A 13,979-nucleotide genomic window follows, 5' to 3' on the forward strand; every position below is an offset into this window, starting at 1 on the left:
ACAGTGTTCAACCGCGAGGGTGGCACGGGTGGGGTTCCAGCCAGCCACTTCCGCGTCTGTGCCCACACCAGCTTCGTCTAGAACCCTTCCGTCATCGTCACCTCCGTCTCGGCGAGCACGACGTCGTCTTCGAGCTGACCGAGGCAGTCGGAGGCGGCTGCGAGGGCCGCGTCCCGCTGTGCTGCACGAATTGCGACGAGTACTGTCTCTTTCGCTGCTTGACCGACACCCGTTCGGCGGTGCAGGCGAACGGCCTCGACTCCGTCACGCGCACGCAGGCTCTCGCGGATGGCTGCGATCCGGTCTGTCCGGACTCGGGCACCTTGCTCGGACGTCGCCCGTTCACCCGTCGCGTCATTCGACTGGCGGGATCGGCTGACGCGAGCCGTGATCGTGGCGACTGCGTCGCCTTCCGCGGCGGACTCCGAACGTTTCACATCCTCGACCAGAGACGGCAGCGTGACGAATCGGTCGCCGCCCTCGATGAGTTCGACCACTGACTCGATGTCGACTGTCGTGTGATCGCGAGCCCTGGCGACGACGGGTGCTGCCGGTTCCGACCCGGCGAGCGCTAGCTTCGGAAGCGAACTCTCACTGAAGCCTTCGACCAGCGCATACTCGTGATTCCGGGCGAGCGTCTCGAGCGCGTCGCCTAGCGTCAAATGAGACCCAGTGGCGAACCAGCCGACGTCGTCGGTGATGCCGATTGTTGTCGTAGCACCCGCCGCCCGGTGTCGCGCGGTGTCCTTTCCCTCGGTATCGAGGTCCGGTTCGTGCGTGAGGCGCTTGATGGTGCCGACTGAGCCGCGACCTCTCAACCAGTCGGCCAGTGCCGCAACCGTACTGGTCTTGCCGGAGTCCGACGGGCCCACGACAGCGAGTACGTGCATGTCCTCTTCTCAACGGGTGACACGGTAAGTCACTCGGTATTCCTGATGGCTCCGCTGACCGCCATCACTTCCCTACAATCGGCCCCGGCAAACCGAATGATACAGATACAACCAGCCCATCGAATCGGGCTGAGGAGGGGGCTGTCCGGCATCCGCAGGTGATGGCCCTCTGTACGGATTCCATGTCGGAGGTTCCCCCGTATCCATCCGTTCAGCCAGTCGTGCTCGCTGGCGGCGGCAGCACTCGCTTCGGCGACGGAAACAAGGCGTTGGCTCACGTCGGTGGGCAGTCACTTATCGAACGCGTCCTCGTCGCTGCAGTCGAGGTTACCGACACGGCTCCGATCATCGCCGTGAAAACCGACGACCAGCGGGAGGATATCGAAAGAGCACTCGCCAATCGGCTATCCGTCCCACCCGTGTTCGTGCGGGACGACCCTGCATTCAACGGCCCACTTGCGGGCGTCTTCGGTGCCTGTCCCCGCGTCGACCGGCAGTGGATGCTGTTGCTGGGGTGTGACATGCCGCTGCTGGACAAGGAAGTGATGGCGTGGCTCATAGAGCGGACTGAGACGTCGTCCGCGAACGCGATCATTCCCGAAACCAGCGGCGGCATCGAGCCGCTGCATGCGCTCTATCGACCTGCTGCAGTCGCCTCGGTACGAGACAACGTTGGCCCCGACGATGGGTTTCATGCATTGCTCGACCACGTAAGCAACGTCGAAGTCATCCCATATGTAGAGAGTCCGAGCGCGCTCGCTCGCTCGGCACGAAACATAAACACTGTCGCCGAACTCGAGGCACTACGGGATCTACTGGACGACGCCTCACGAAGGTGAGTCGATTGCGCCTCGCTTCGCCGGCCTCGACGGGCTCACGAGTTACTCGGTGAGGTCGTCGATCCAGGTGACCGCGGCCATCGACTTCGGGAACCCGATGGTCGGGATACCGAGCAGTGCCACGTGCCGTAGTGCGTCGGGGTCGACTCCCTCATCGAGCGCTCGACGCACGTGGGAGTGCACCGCACCCTCCGACTGAGCGCCGATCGCGAGCGCGAGCTTGACCAGACGCTTCGTCTCGCCGTCGACCGGTCCAGCGTCCGAACAGGCCTCGCCCAAATCCGCGTAGGCGTCCCAGACGTCGGGATGCTCTGTGGCCAGTTCACTTGCTATCGACGGAAGTTCTTCGGGATTTTCAACGTTATCTGCCATATTATTTAATCATTCAGGTAGGAGATAGTCCTTTTGGCGGTTTTGTTGCCACAATCATCCATGTCTCGATTGTCAGATCCGGTGAGGTGCGAGTTGGTCGCCGCCGTCGTGACGGAGCCACGGAACGCCTCCGGGCCGTCCGCTCGTAGCATGTGAAACACAGCGGATAACAGTCGGCCCAGAATGTGACAGGAATCCACGCAGCCGAGGACTCGTAGTACTGTTCAACTGTGGGTCGCTGACTCCCCTGACTGTGTCTGTCGGTGTATCAGGCTTATCTTGTTCATCACCGCTCCTGAGAGTCCGTGAAACGTCCGACCCGTCTCAGTCGTCCCGTCGAGCGTGACCGGACGGCCGTCGTCCCCTCGCGTCCGTATTTCGGGGTCTAGCGGAACCGTCCCGAGGAACGGTAACTCGTAGTTCTCGGCCAGGTTTCGACCGCCTTCGCTGCTGAAGATGTCGTGCTCGGACCCGCACCCGGGACAGACGAATCCACTCATGTTCTCGACGACGCCGAGGACGGTCGTGTCGTACTCGCTGAACATCTGCATCCCTCTGTCTGCGTCGTCCACTGCGACCGACTGCGGTGTCGTGACGACGATTGCACCGGTCACTGGAACCCGCTGGAGAAGTGTCAGCTGCGTATCGCCGGTTCCCGGCGGCAGGTCGACGACCAGGTAATCGAGCGCCCCCCACGAGACGTCTTCGATCAGTTGTGCGAGGACTTTGTCGACCATCGGCCCGCGCCAGATGACTGGACCGTCGCCGTCGGTGAGAAACGCCATGCTCATCAGGCGCATTCCGTACCGCTCGACAGGAATGAGCTGGCCGTCGTCCGTCACGTCCGGCCGGTCGCGAGCGTTCAGCATCCGGGGCACGTTCGGTCCGTACACGTCCGCGTCGAGGATGCCGACGCTCGCACCGCGCTGTGCCATGCTGGCGGCGAGGTTCACTGCCACAGTACTCTTTCCGACCCCACCTTTCCCCGAGGCGACGGCGATGACGTTCTTCACGCCGCTCAGCGGCTGTTCGGCGTCCGGGCTGGTACCCTCTCGTTCGGTGAGACGGACACTGATGTCTGCTTCCTCGAATGCGCTCTGGATACGACCTTCGAGCTCCGTCTCCAGTGGCGCATACGGCGCACCGGGCGACAGCCGTATCGCCACCACGTCGTCGTCGATGGACACGTCCTCGACCAGGCCGAGCGAGACGACGTCCGTTCCCGATTCTGGATCCGTCACCGTGCGAAGGGTGTCGAGCGCGTCCGATTCGTTCATCCGCTCCACCGGAGGCCCCTGACAGTCGTCGACGCGCCGCTGGACGGTTGCGAGTCGAGTGATATGGCTGTCGGTTCCCAGAGGTCCGTTCTGAGTCTCTCTGTCATCGCTTCGAGCCGGTCGAGGCTCCGCTTGTGCGGGCCGGATTCGACGAACTCCGCCCAGTCGGCGAGCGCTTCGAACTCGAATCGGAGACGAACGTCCTGGCTCTCTCCGATCACGTTCGCTTCGCTACTGAACCCGTCTAGCTTCTCGCTCGTGATCCACTGTTCTATCGCGGTCGGAAGCCACGCCTCGTACTCCTCACTGTGTTCCTCGAGGACGTCGTACGCGACTTCGTACACGTACCGTTCGTAGGGTTTCATGATTGCCACCTTTCCGAGGTATTGCTGACGGCCACGACCAGCAATCCGGATGCGGTCTATCGCAGTAGCACCCCGAGGGTCGTCCTCGCGAGCGCGGCGTAGAACTCCTCGCGCGTCTCCGTTTCTACCTGCGTCAGGAACTCGTCGACCCAGGCGCGGAGATGTTCGTCGAGGAACTGGTCGAGTCGTTCGGGGTCCTCCTCTTCGGCGAGGTAGGCAGCGAACTCCAGTTCGGTTGCGATGTGGTCGGGCAGGTCGGAGTGGTCTGGCGCGGGGCGGACGCCGAACTCACGGTACCACCGTCCAACAGCAACTGTCGCCGGCCCGTTGACCGGTCCGAACGCCTCCCCGTCCTCTCCGTCGCGGTAGACGCTCTCGTAGGGCGGACAGGGCGGTCCGGCCGGTCCGATAAACAACCGGGTGTATTCGGTCCGGAGGTCGTGGACGTCCACGCTGTCGAGGGTGCCGACGACCGGCTCGAGTTCCCCCTCCCTGGCGACGTCGACCAGCCGTTCGGACGGCTCCCGCCAACAGGCGGCGAGAACCGCGTAGGTCGCCGCTCGGTCGGACTGGTCTGCATCGTGGTCGACGTCGCACTCCCCCCGGGGGCTAGGTCCGGTCGGCGTGTCAGTGCGTTCGCTCATTCGTTCTCCGTTTCGCCGCCGTCGGTCACGTACGATTGCTGGCCCCCGGACCCCTGAACTGGCACGTACTTCAGGCCGAGCGTGACGACGAGGGCGCCGAAGGCGATGATGCCGAGCGTGATCAGGATCTCGACCACCGTCGGCGTGTACGCCCCGGCGGTCGCCCAGATGTCGGTCGTGATACCAGAGTACGTCCCACCGAGGGAGATACCGGGTGCGGCATCGATGTTGGCGACGTCGTAGCCCGTGAACACGAGCCTGATACCCTCGAACATCGTGCCGAATACCGCCAGCGCGCCGGCGGTGAAGATGACCGACACGCGCTTTCGGAGCGAGGGAATGGCCAGCATGCCGAGCGGGAGCGCCCCGCCGACGACCGTCCACAGCCAGAAGTACGCCGACTCGCCGATGAGGAAGCTCTCAGTGATGGCCCAGAACCCGAAGTGGTCGGCCCACGCGTGTGGCAGTCGTTCGGCCGCGAGCAGGTAGACCACGTGGAAGGCGAGGAAGATGCCGAGCACCTTGCCGAGACTCGCCAGCTCCTCGCGGTCCACGCGGAACCGGGTGAACCGGTCTGCGAGGACCGACACGACGAGTAACAGGCCGAGGCCGGAGACGAGCGCCTTCGCGATGAAGACGGGTGCGACGAGTGGGCTGAACCAGTCACCGCGACCGATCTGCGTCGCGAAGATCCACCCCGTCACCGAGTGGAGCGCGACGGCGGTCGGCAACGCGAGTGCAGCCGTCCAGAACATGAGCCTGCGGTCACGCTCGCGGCCCGCATCGGTGTCTTCGACGCCGAGGGCCAGTGCTGACCCGCGTGCTGCCAGGTCGCGACGGGTCAGGAGCCACAGGTACCAGAGGTTCAACAGGCCATACAGCATGACGATGCCGAAGTCCCACACCATCGGGGAGCGGAAGTCCGGCGAGGTGAAAAACTGGTAGAGTCGCTCTGGCCGGCCGATGTCCGGCAGTATGAGCAGCCCGGCAACAGTGATACACGCGAGGCTCACGAGCACACCGAGTCGGGCGAACCCCTCGTAGCGGTGCGAGTGGAAGAACTTCGGCGCGCTGGAAATGATGAGCCCGCCCGCCGACAGCCCGACGAACAGGACGAACATCATGATGTACAGCCCCCACGAGAAGACGTTCCGCATCCCCGTGGTGACCAGTCCGGTCGTGAGCTGGTAGCCCCAGGCGGCCAGTCCGGCGACGATGAGCGCCCCGAGCAGGCCGAGCCAGAGTTTCCCCTTTCCGCCGTACGAGGGGACTGCAATCCCCGACGGTTCGCTTCTGGTCGTCATTAGTCTGCACCTCCAGACTTCACGGACGGCACGTGTGGTACTGCATCGTCGTCGATCGAGTGATGCCCTCCGCTCGCTCCGTCACCACCACTACCGTCGGGGTCGGACGGGACGTCGTCAGCGCCGTCGGAAAACGGCGTGACGTCGTCGAGTTCGCTCTCCAGTTTGTCGCTGGTCTGGGGGCGACCCGGGCTCATCTCTCCGCGGATGTAGTGCGTCTTGGGGTTCGTCCCGCGGTCTTCGAGCAGCTGGTTCGTCTCGTACTTGTCGATGTACTTCGAGACGGTGCTCGTCTCCTCGTCGAGGTCGCCGAAGATGCGCGCGTCGGCCGGGCAGTTCACCACGCAGGCCGGGTCGAGCCCCTCGTCGACGCGGTGGCTACAGAACGTACACTTCTCGACGACGCCCTGTGGACGGGCGGAAACGTCTCCCGTCCCCTCCTCGGGCATGTGCTCGGGCTCGTCCCAGTTGAACACCCGGGCGTTGTACGGGCAGGCGGCCATGCAGTACCGGCACCCGATACACTTGTCGTAGTCGATTTCGACGATTCCGTCGTCTCTGGTGTAGGTCGCGTTAACCGGACAGACCTTCACACAGGGCGCGTTCTCACAGTGTTGACACGCCGTCGGCTGGTACTTCATGTCGAGCGACCCCTCCTGGCCGTCTTCGGGATAGCCGCCCGCCGGGGTGTCTATTTTGTCCCCGCCTTCGGTGAGGACGCGGTTCCAGTACTGTCCCATGGGGACGTTGTTCTCCTGCTTGCAGGAGACGGCACAGGCCTGACAGCCGATACACCGCTCCTGGTCGATTACTAAGCCGTAGTTCGTCATGTTCAGTCACCTCCAGCGTGGGAAGCCGTGGCGTCGGACCCCGCCGGATTCCCCTCCGCGTACTTGCTGACGTCGACGTCGTCCGCGGGTTCGACTTCGATACGGACGTCGTAGAACGCCATCGTCTGTCCGATATCACTGACCTCGTTGTGGGTGAGGTCGTTGTGGTGGCCCTTGACGTAGTCGCGGGACCACCACCCCTGGTCGGTGTTGACCAGGCCGGGCTGGAACGCTTCGTTGTACTTCGCTTTCACGACCATCTCGCCGCGGTCGTTGTACACCCGGACGTAGTCGCCGTCCTCGATACCGCGTGCCTTCGCGTCGGCCGGATGGATGTCCAACTGGGGTTCGGGGTTGATCTCCCGGACCCAGTTTAGCATCTCGTACTGCGAGTGGATGCGGAAGCGACTGTGCTTCTGCATGAACAGCAGCGGGTACTCCTCCGCCTTCTCGTGGTCGTCGGCCGTCCGGTCTTCGAGCGGCCGCGGGACGTCGAACGTGACTCCCTCCTCGCTCGGGGCGTCGTCGTCGTACATCTTGATGCGTCCCGTTTCCGTGGGGAACTCGTCGGTGTACTTGACGATCGGCACGGTCTCTTTTTTCTGCGTCCCCTGCTCGAACAGCGTGTCGAAGTCGATGGCGTCGTCTCGGCTGGTGAGTTCCCGGAGCATGTCGCGTTTCGTCTCCGGGAACCGGTCGCCGAACCCCAGCCGCTCTGCGAGACCACGGATCGCGTAGTAGTCGTCTTTCGTCTCCCACAGGGGTTCCTGCACCTTGTGCCGGTACCCGAGATGCGGATGTGACCCCCAACCGGAGCTGATGTCTTCCTGCTCGAACCAGTGGGGAACCGGGAAGATGATGTCGGCGTGCTGGACCGTATCCGTGTGGTGCATGTCCGCGACCACGTACATCTCGAGACTCCTGATGGCCTCTTTGAACCGCTGGCGGTCCGGGAACTGGTTGCCCATCATGTTCGACTCGATGGAGTAGACGGCTCTGATCTCGTGCGGGTCGCCGTCGATCATCGCGTCGGGGTACTCCGGGAAGAACATCGAGGGTCCCGGGTCGGCGTCTTCCGGCGCGGCCCAGTCACCGGCGGCGAGCGTCGCACCGCCGGAGTGGTGGGCGTGGATGTTTCCGTGCCGACCGTAGTCCCCGGTCAGTCCCATCAGCATCGCGTACGCCTGCCCGAAGATGTGACCGTGTTTGTAGCGCCCGAGTGCGTAACTCGAGGCGATGCCGCCGGGGCCGCGGGTCGCAAGCCACCGGATCGCAGTGCGGATGTTCTCGGCGTTGACGCCGGTCTTCTCGGCGACCGCTTCGGGTGCGTAGTCCGATACGTGGTCGCGAAGCCTCGTCAGTGCCGTCTCGCAGTCGATACCGTCGACGGTGTACTCTCCGAAGAGCGCGTACGGGCCGCCGGTCTCGGGTTCGAGTGCGACCGGGCTGTCGGTTCCCTGTTCGACTGCGACGACCTGATCCTCGTCGCCGTCCTCGAAGACCTCGCTCGCCTTCAGTAACTCCCCGGTGTCCTTGCGGACCAGCGCAGGTCCGGTCGTCCGTTTCCGGAGGAAGTCCTCGTCGTACGTCTCCTCCTCGAAGACGGTGTGCATCATCGCGAGCGCGAGGTGGACGTCTTTGCCGGGTTTGACAGGGAGCCACAGGTCTGCCTTCGACGCCGTCGTCGTGTACACCGGGTCGACGACGACGAGTTTCGCCCCGTTCTCGATCGCGTCGAGTATCTTCGAGGCGTCCATCTGGAACTGACTCGAGAAGATGTCCGAGCCCCAGACGATGATGGTGTTCGCGTTCTCCCAGTCTTCGGCCTCGTTCGTCGGCGGGAGGAAAAAGCCGGTGCCGGTGACGCGGTTGAACCCGCGGCCGACGTTGGCGTCGATTCCCCACGCAGACTGGGTCGCACCGAACAGCGAGGCCAGTCGCTTGAAGGACTTCCCGGTCTGTCCGTAGTTTCCCGACCCCTCGTGGAAGAGCACGCTCTCCGCGCCCTGCTCCGACTTCAGTGCCTGCATCTTGTCCGCGACCAGGTCCAGTGCCTCGTCCCAGGAGACACGCTCGAACTCGGCGTCGGGGCCCCGGCCCTCGGGATTGGGTTCATCCGGGGACCAGCCTGCGCGCTTCATCGGGTATTTCAGCCGCGTCGGGTCGTACACGCGCTGGGTGTGTGAGAGCCCGAGCACGCAGGCCCGTTTGTACTGTTCGTCTTCCGGCGGATGGGGCTCTATCTTCCGAATCTGACCGTCTCGAACGTGGACGTCTATCGGGCACTTCCCGCGGCAGTTCGGTGAGCAGACGGTCTGGGTGACCTCGTTCTGCCCGACGAAACTCGTGAAACCGGTGTCACGCTGTGACACCTGGTCGTCGCCGCTTTCGACGAGTGTCTGGAAGTACCCGCCACCGCCGAGACCGAGTGCGGCGACAGCACCGCTGGCTTTCAATACGTCGCGTCGATTGACTCCGTCCGAATCACTCATCCTCGAATCCCTCCGGTTTGGTCGGCCGCTCGTCCTCGCCGAACTCGGCCAGCACCTCCTCGTGGTACTTTTCGTGGAACTCGGCGTCAGTCATCTCCCCGTTCGAAACACGAATCGCGTCCCGAGCCATTCGCATTCCCAGATCAGCGTCGTAGTCGACGCCATCCAGAATCCTCGCCGTCTCGGCTTCCCATTCGGGAAGTGGCGTCAATTTCGGCTGCTGTGGGTCGTCCATGGCTACAGTTCAAACGACGGCCCGGAATGCGGTAGGGGGATCGCTGAACAGTGAAGTCTTTTATAAGTGGTACCGGAGAAACGGTCGCCCTCGCTACCGACGAAACGGCTGCAATTCTCTCGGCGTCTGCGCTCGACACCCGCTGCGATTTCGTCACAGGATACTCGACAGAGGTCAGGGATCGAAGACCGCTGTCGCCAACTTCGATTCGATGGCGCTCAGTCGCTGTGAGAGCGCCGATTTCGAGATGTCTAGCGTCGCGGCAAGTTCGTCGAAAGAGGTCTGACGAGGCGTTTCATAATATCCTTCGCTCACCGCGACCATCGCCGCTTCTCGCTGCTTTGGAGTGAGATCGGAGATGTCGACGGTCGTCCGGTTGGACTCGACGCCCCCTTCTCGCTGTCTGGTAGTGAGTCGTCGGAGACTGACGCCTTCGGTAACGGACTTGAGGCGGTCGACCAACTCGGTGATGGTTTCGCGGTCCGAAACGTACGTCTCGACCATGACGGTGTCGCCGTCGGCACTCTGGATGCGCGGGACGCATCCGACCTCGCTGAACGCGAGACAGAGACAGGACTGCTCGACGTGGTTCGTCTCGTGGACCACGTGCGTGGTATCGCTGTCTTCGCTGACGGTCATTTCTGCGTGACAGACGCTATCGGTAACCTGGTTGTGGACGTTCTCGACCTGCGAACTGGGAGTCAAGAGCGGACACGAACAGCCGTGGGGCAGTTCTACCTCGAACAGTATCTGAAGGGTTCGCTCTTTCGAGGTATCCCCCATCGAACCCTCGAATCCGCTCTCGGGATCTTCCATGCCGACTAACCGTACCGTGCACCTGCCTAAATACATTTTGTTAGGATATATGAGTGAAAATAAAAAATATGTATACACCTAGGCAGTAATTTTTGAATGATATAATGTTCTATGGAGAAATTCGGCCATCCAATACAGGCCTGTGTCTCTCGCCGTCTCCGACGACAACCGCGGAGTCGGCGGTATCTCCGCTACGACTCGCCAGGGAATACACGAGAGTGCCTCGTCGCGAGCCTGTGAGAGCAGTGGAGTGTGCTTTGAGTTCTCCGCCAGCAAGGTTCCTGGTGCCCTGGGTGGTGTCTCGACCCACGTTTCGGGCTTTGACCGTGTTGCAACGAACGATTCCGAGCACTTCCACGATTTCGTGACCGAGGACCGTGTCAGTCGTGGCAGTTGCGACGAGCGACGGGTGAGCGTCAGCCGACTGTCGCTCTGTAGCTAAGATATATACATAGCTTGACACTATGGCTTAGCAACGAGCCGTGTGTACACGCCGAAGTTCGCCGAACGCTCTGCCTGAAAAGACATTTTCCTATCAGCGGCTTTGTTGCAACCCTCGCTGAGAACACAACGAGTGAATAGCGCGAGCGATGGTGGATGCCCTCTCGAAATCACGATATTCGGCCACTCATCAAGCACTGTCAACGCTTTCGTGTGACGAGCGAAAAACCACCAGACGGCAAGAGGATGAGGATGCTCCGACGGGGATTTGAACCCCGGTCATTGCCTCGAGAGGGCAATATGATTGGCCGGACTACACTATCGGAGCGCACGTCGCTTCGAGCGCAACAGACCGTAGCGAGGAATTACGTTTAACCATTGCGCTTCGCTTCCGGAGTGGGATAGATTCTCACTCGTCGTCGAACGGCGAGCCGACGGCGTCCGGCTCCTCGCCTTTGATGCTGATGATGTTCTCGCGGCCGACCCGGAGTTTGCTGATATCGCCCGCCTCCTCCATCTCCGAGAGCAGCATGCTGACCTTGGATTTCGACCACTCGGTCTCCTCGACGATGTTGACCTGCTTCATCCGGCCGCCGTTGTCCTCCAGCAGTTTCAGCACGCGGTCCTCGTCCGACAGCAGTTCCTCTTCCGGGATGGCAGGCTCCGGGGCCGCCCCCTCGGTCGCCGGAGTGTCCGTCTCTGCCTGTGCGGCCTCGGCACCCCCGTCGTCGGACCCGCTCACGATGTCCGGAAGCGTTCCGGAGTACCACGCGATACCGCCTCCCAGACCGACCAGGAGGAGCAACGCGAGGACGAACGCCAGCGGTCCGAACCCGCCGGTCGACGGCGAGTCGGGCGTCCCCGTCTCGGTAGCGTCGGCGGTGGCAGTCGGCGAGCTACCATCACCACCTGTCCCGCCAGTGCCGCCGGTCCCACCGCCCGCCGCGTCGGGCACTGTCAGGACCGCCAGCGGTCTACTATCTGCGAACTGGGTGCCGTCGTCGCCGCCGAACCACGTCACCGTCTCGCTGGCGGTGAGGTTGCCCTCCACTTCCAGGGAGTCCGGCGGTGGGTCGACCCGGTCGAAGGTGAGGTTCCCGCCGGGGGCCATCACGAGGCGCTGGCCGCGGTTGATGTACATCCCGCCCTGGAACACGTCGCCGGCGACGACGACGCCGTCTCTCTCCCGGGAGAAGTTCGTCCAGAGGAAGGAGAGTTCGACGACGCCCCGGTCCGCCCCGAGCTGTTCGACCCTGGCGTCGCGGCTGAATCCCGTCGCCCGCATCTGCCTGCCGGTGCCGTTCGTGCCGAAGGCGACCAGTCGCTCGGCGCGAATCGTGAAGTCGGTGTACGTCTCCGTGGTGGTGTTCTCGAAGCGCCGGGCGTAGCTCTCGAACTGCTCGATTTCGGTTTCGTTGTCCAGCGGGGTCGTATGGCGCACTGTCCACCGCGCCGAGGTGTTCTCGTAGAGCCGTATCTCGAAGGCGGTGTTCGTGAACCCGTCCGGCGTCGTCTGGAAGGGAGCACTGGCGTCGGTGTCGGCGGGGACAGACGGGGAGGAGGCGAGCCCTCCCGGCACCGAACTGACGGCTGTCGTGACCAGGAGGACGACGGTGAGGGCGACGAGTACCCGGCGGAGCATCTACCGCATACCTCCCGAGGACAGAATAAAAACACTGTGCCTGCGGGCGAACATGCCCGCCTCCTGTGAAACGACGGTGTGCAACGGTCTGTGACGGGGAGGCAGGGGCGACGCTGTCCGGGACTACCGCGGCCCCGTTCAGACCTCTTCGACGTCGGCGTCCGGGGCGTTGTCCCGCACGCTCTCGATGCCCTGCCTGGCCTTCTGCTTGGAGGCGTACCCCTCACCGCAGTCCGCGATGATGTTGCCGTTGCTGTGCCGAAGCCGCCAGCGGTAGTCGCCGGCGCTGTCCTCGTACAGTTCGAAGGTCGCACTTGCCATGGGCATTGATAGCACAGTTCCGACGAGCAAGAAGGTGACGGACAGTCGGCGGCAGCCGTCAGGGAGCGAGGCGGTTCTTCCGGTTTCTCATCTCCTGTTCGTAGTGTTCGAACGTGATGGGACACCACTCTTTCGCGATATCGAGGACCCGTTCGGTCATCTCTCTGATTTCCCACTGGGCGTCCGCGGCAGCGCGCATGTCCGCGACGTGCATCAGCATGCGCGCGTTCATCGTCATCACGATGTTGACCTTCGTCCCGATGGGGAGCACGAAGCGGGCGTCCTCGGGCGGCATGCCGAGGTCGAGCAGTTCCTGGTAGGACTCGACGGCATTCGCGATGGTGTCCGTGAATATCTCCTCGCGGCGTTCGACGTCAGCCTCGTCGACGCTGCCGCGCTTCTGGTTGCGCCCCACCCAGTCGGGGTCCGTGGCCGAGGGCGGGATGACGACCATCTCGCCCTCCCGGACGTCCGCGGGGTCGACGTCGTCGAAGGAGACGTACCGCATCGACTGGACGTCGAAGGAGACGTGGCGGTGACGGGTCAGTTGCGCCATACACGAGCGGCTGACGCCCTCGATTGCGAAGGTGGCGTGGGGATGCTCGAAGGGGCCGAAGTGCCCGTGGTCGAGCAGGTGGTGGATGAGCGTCGCCTGCTTGTCCTCGATGGTCTCGCCGTCGGTCGTCCCCATGACCTCCTCGAAGGGGAGGTCACCGACGAACTCGCCCATGTAGTCGTTGCGCGCGCCCTGGCAGATGAGACGTTCTGGGTCCTCGGTGGCTTCGAGCAGTTGGACCTGCATACAAGCCCCGGTGAACCGGAGGGCAATAATACCTGTCCTCGGTCAGAGTTCGACCCACGGGGAGGGTTCGGGCTGCAGCCCCCTCACACGGGCCTCCCGCGTCCCGTCGTTCTCCCGGAGTTCGACGAGCCCGTCGAAGGCCTGCTTGAGTACCTGGAGCGTCTGTTTGTCGTGAGCCGAGGAGTCGATGGTGAACACGCCCAGAAAGCCCGCCGAGTCGAGTCGCGAGGAGAGCACGTGACAGAACTTGAAGACGGTCTGGCGGTCGGTGTAGGTGACCATCGTCGAGAGGTTGGTCAGCCCGAGGCGACCGCTGTCGAGGCCCGCGTCGTGGAGTCGCTCGAAGCAGTTCGTGATGCCGATGCCGATACCGGTCATGTCCGACGGCGAGGCGACGCGGTGGACGTACGCACCGCCGTCGAGTTCGAGTTCCTCGCGGTTGGAGTCGGCCCGGCAGTCGATGCCACAGATTGCAGCGCTGTCGAGTCCCCCGGTTCGGTCCTCGATGTCCGCCACCAGGTCCTCCGCGCGGCCCCCGGTGGTGACAGCGACTGCCCCGTTGGACGACGCCACGCCGTCGGCCAGCAGGTCGGTCAGCAGTGCATCCTTGCCGGTCATCGCCGCGCCGGTGACGAGGAGACTCGACCCCGGTGCGACCGACGACATTGCGTCGACGTCGACGACGTTGGAGAGGTCGTACATGGATCTC

The 13,979-nt window shown here is 63.4% G+C and carries 14 protein-coding genes, 1 tRNA gene and 2 pseudogenes; 1 reads left to right on the top strand and 16 read right to left on the bottom strand.

The genetic code is table 11. The features are described from left to right. Nucleotides 1-77 precede the first annotated feature (77 nt). The gene (gene mobB, locus WDJ57_RS19235; RefSeq protein WP_338902605.1) at nucleotides 78-890 is read right to left on the bottom strand and encodes a molybdopterin-guanine dinucleotide biosynthesis protein B; all 813 of its coding nucleotides are present in this window, start codon (nucleotides 888-890) and stop codon (nucleotides 78-80) included. 182 nt (nucleotides 891-1,072) lie between these two features. Here mobB and mobA point away from each other — a divergent pair, with 182 nt between their 5' ends. Next, entirely contained in the window at nucleotides 1,073-1,729 is a 657-nt protein-coding gene (gene mobA / locus WDJ57_RS19240; RefSeq protein ID WP_338902606.1) for a molybdenum cofactor guanylyltransferase, read from the top strand. A gap of 42 nt (nucleotides 1,730-1,771) precedes the next feature. On the opposite strand, the gene WDJ57_RS19245 is transcribed toward mobA, so the two are convergent. The 15 genes and pseudogenes from WDJ57_RS19245 to WDJ57_RS19315 all read right to left on the bottom strand — a co-directional run bounded on the left by WDJ57_RS19245 (nucleotide 1,772) and on the right by WDJ57_RS19315 (nucleotide 13,972). Further along, nucleotides 1,772-2,101 (bottom strand): carboxymuconolactone decarboxylase family protein, encoded by a 330-nt coding sequence (locus tag WDJ57_RS19245; protein ID WP_338902607.1) that lies wholly within the window; start codon nucleotides 2,099-2,101, stop codon nucleotides 1,772-1,774. A gap of 224 nt (nucleotides 2,102-2,325) precedes the next feature. Further along, nucleotides 2,326-3,378: an Mrp/NBP35 family ATP-binding protein gene (locus WDJ57_RS19250; protein WP_338902608.1), complete on the bottom strand. Its 1,053-nt coding sequence runs from the start codon at nucleotides 3,376-3,378 to the stop codon at nucleotides 2,326-2,328. Next, nucleotides 3,375-3,743, bottom strand: coding sequence for a hypothetical protein (locus WDJ57_RS19255; protein ID WP_338902609.1), 369 nt, complete (start codon nucleotides 3,741-3,743; stop codon nucleotides 3,375-3,377). Before WDJ57_RS19255 ends, WDJ57_RS19250 begins: the two co-directional genes overlap by 4 nt. A gap of 56 nt (nucleotides 3,744-3,799) precedes the next feature. Beyond that, the gene (locus WDJ57_RS19260; protein WP_338902611.1) at nucleotides 3,800-4,387 is read right to left on the bottom strand and encodes a TorD/DmsD family molecular chaperone; all 588 of its coding nucleotides are present in this window, start codon (nucleotides 4,385-4,387) and stop codon (nucleotides 3,800-3,802) included. Continuing rightward, the gene (gene nrfD, locus WDJ57_RS19265; RefSeq protein ID WP_338902612.1) at nucleotides 4,384-5,691 is read right to left on the bottom strand and encodes an NrfD/PsrC family molybdoenzyme membrane anchor subunit; all 1,308 of its coding nucleotides are present in this window, start codon (nucleotides 5,689-5,691) and stop codon (nucleotides 4,384-4,386) included. Before nrfD ends, WDJ57_RS19260 begins: the two co-directional genes overlap by 4 nt. Further along, nucleotides 5,691-6,521, bottom strand: a complete 831-nt coding sequence (gene dsrO, locus WDJ57_RS19270) for a sulfate reduction electron transfer complex DsrMKJOP subunit DsrO (RefSeq protein WP_338902613.1) — start codon at nucleotides 6,519-6,521, stop codon at nucleotides 5,691-5,693. The genes nrfD and dsrO overlap by 1 nt, the downstream gene beginning before the upstream one ends. A gap of 2 nt (nucleotides 6,522-6,523) precedes the next feature. Continuing rightward, the gene (locus WDJ57_RS19275; protein ID WP_338902614.1) at nucleotides 6,524-9,013 is read right to left on the bottom strand and encodes a molybdopterin-dependent oxidoreductase; all 2,490 of its coding nucleotides are present in this window, start codon (nucleotides 9,011-9,013) and stop codon (nucleotides 6,524-6,526) included. Beyond that, nucleotides 9,006-9,248, bottom strand: coding sequence for a 4Fe-4S ferredoxin N-terminal domain-containing protein (locus WDJ57_RS19280; protein WP_338902615.1), 243 nt, complete (start codon nucleotides 9,246-9,248; stop codon nucleotides 9,006-9,008). Before WDJ57_RS19280 ends, WDJ57_RS19275 begins: the two co-directional genes overlap by 8 nt. 174 nt (nucleotides 9,249-9,422) lie before the next feature. Continuing rightward, complete coding sequence (locus WDJ57_RS19285; protein WP_338902616.1) at nucleotides 9,423-10,064, bottom strand: helix-turn-helix domain-containing protein; 642 nt, start codon at nucleotides 10,062-10,064, stop codon at nucleotides 9,423-9,425. A gap of 226 nt (nucleotides 10,065-10,290) precedes the next feature. Continuing rightward, nucleotides 10,291-10,509 (bottom strand): annotated as a pseudogene (locus tag WDJ57_RS19290) (heavy metal-binding domain-containing protein); the annotation flags it as partial. Nucleotides 10,510-10,758: 249 nt separating this feature from the next. After that, a tRNA-Glu gene (locus tag WDJ57_RS19295) sits at nucleotides 10,759-10,833 on the bottom strand. An 81-nt stretch (nucleotides 10,834-10,914) separates the two neighbouring features. Continuing rightward, on the bottom strand, nucleotides 10,915-12,147 hold the full coding sequence (locus WDJ57_RS19300) for a helix-turn-helix transcriptional regulator (RefSeq protein WP_338902617.1): 1,233 nt from the start codon (nucleotides 12,145-12,147) through the stop codon (nucleotides 10,915-10,917). Nucleotides 12,148-12,285: 138 nt separating this feature from the next. Continuing rightward, nucleotides 12,286-12,465: pseudogene (locus WDJ57_RS19305) on the bottom strand (HVO_2922 family protein); the annotation flags it as partial. 61 nt (nucleotides 12,466-12,526) lie between these two features. Continuing rightward, nucleotides 12,527-13,270 carry an FAD-dependent thymidylate synthase gene (gene thyX, locus WDJ57_RS19310; protein ID WP_338902619.1) on the bottom strand — a complete coding sequence of 248 codons (744 nt, stop codon included), beginning with the start codon at nucleotides 13,268-13,270 and terminating at the stop codon, nucleotides 12,527-12,529. A 42-nt stretch (nucleotides 13,271-13,312) separates the two neighbouring features. Then, nucleotides 13,313-13,972 carry a DUF7504 family protein gene (locus tag WDJ57_RS19315; protein ID WP_338902620.1) on the bottom strand — a complete coding sequence of 220 codons (660 nt, stop codon included), beginning with the start codon at nucleotides 13,970-13,972 and terminating at the stop codon, nucleotides 13,313-13,315. Between the last annotated feature and the right edge of the window lie 7 nt (nucleotides 13,973-13,979).

It is taken from the genome of Salinibaculum sp. SYNS191 (assembly GCF_037338445.1).
GTDB lineage: Archaea > Halobacteriota > Halobacteria > Halobacteriales > Haloarculaceae > Salinibaculum > Salinibaculum marinum.

Bases quoted from the DNA above. Each gene is read 5' to 3' on its own strand.
- mobB (WP_338902605.1), bottom strand. From the start codon at position 890: ATGCACGTACTCGCTGTCGTGGGCCCGTCGGACTCCGGCAAGACCAGT.
- mobA (WP_338902606.1), top strand. From the start codon at position 1,073: ATGTCGGAGGTTCCCCCGTATCCATCCGTTCAGCCAGTCGTGCTCGCT.
- WDJ57_RS19245 (WP_338902607.1), bottom strand. From the start codon at position 2,101: ATGGCAGATAACGTTGAAAATCCCGAAGAACTTCCGTCGATAGCAAGT.
- WDJ57_RS19250 (WP_338902608.1), bottom strand. From the start codon at position 3,378: ATGAACGAATCGGACGCGCTCGACACCCTTCGCACGGTGACGGATCCA.
- WDJ57_RS19255 (WP_338902609.1), bottom strand. From the start codon at position 3,743: ATGAAACCCTACGAACGGTACGTGTACGAAGTCGCGTACGACGTCCTC.
- WDJ57_RS19260 (WP_338902611.1), bottom strand. From the start codon at position 4,387: ATGAGCGAACGCACTGACACGCCGACCGGACCTAGCCCCCGGGGGGAG.
- nrfD (WP_338902612.1), bottom strand. From the start codon at position 5,691: ATGACGACCAGAAGCGAACCGTCGGGGATTGCAGTCCCCTCGTACGGC.
- dsrO (WP_338902613.1), bottom strand. From the start codon at position 6,521: ATGACGAACTACGGCTTAGTAATCGACCAGGAGCGGTGTATCGGCTGT.
- WDJ57_RS19275 (WP_338902614.1), bottom strand. From the start codon at position 9,013: ATGAGTGATTCGGACGGAGTCAATCGACGCGACGTATTGAAAGCCAGC.
- WDJ57_RS19280 (WP_338902615.1), bottom strand. From the start codon at position 9,248: ATGGACGACCCACAGCAGCCGAAATTGACGCCACTTCCCGAATGGGAA.
- WDJ57_RS19285 (WP_338902616.1), bottom strand. From the start codon at position 10,064: ATGGAAGATCCCGAGAGCGGATTCGAGGGTTCGATGGGGGATACCTCG.
- WDJ57_RS19300 (WP_338902617.1), bottom strand. From the start codon at position 12,147: ATGCTCCGCCGGGTACTCGTCGCCCTCACCGTCGTCCTCCTGGTCACG.
- thyX (WP_338902619.1), bottom strand. From the start codon at position 13,270: ATGCAGGTCCAACTGCTCGAAGCCACCGAGGACCCAGAACGTCTCATC.
- WDJ57_RS19315 (WP_338902620.1), bottom strand. From the start codon at position 13,972: ATGTACGACCTCTCCAACGTCGTCGACGTCGACGCAATGTCGTCGGTC.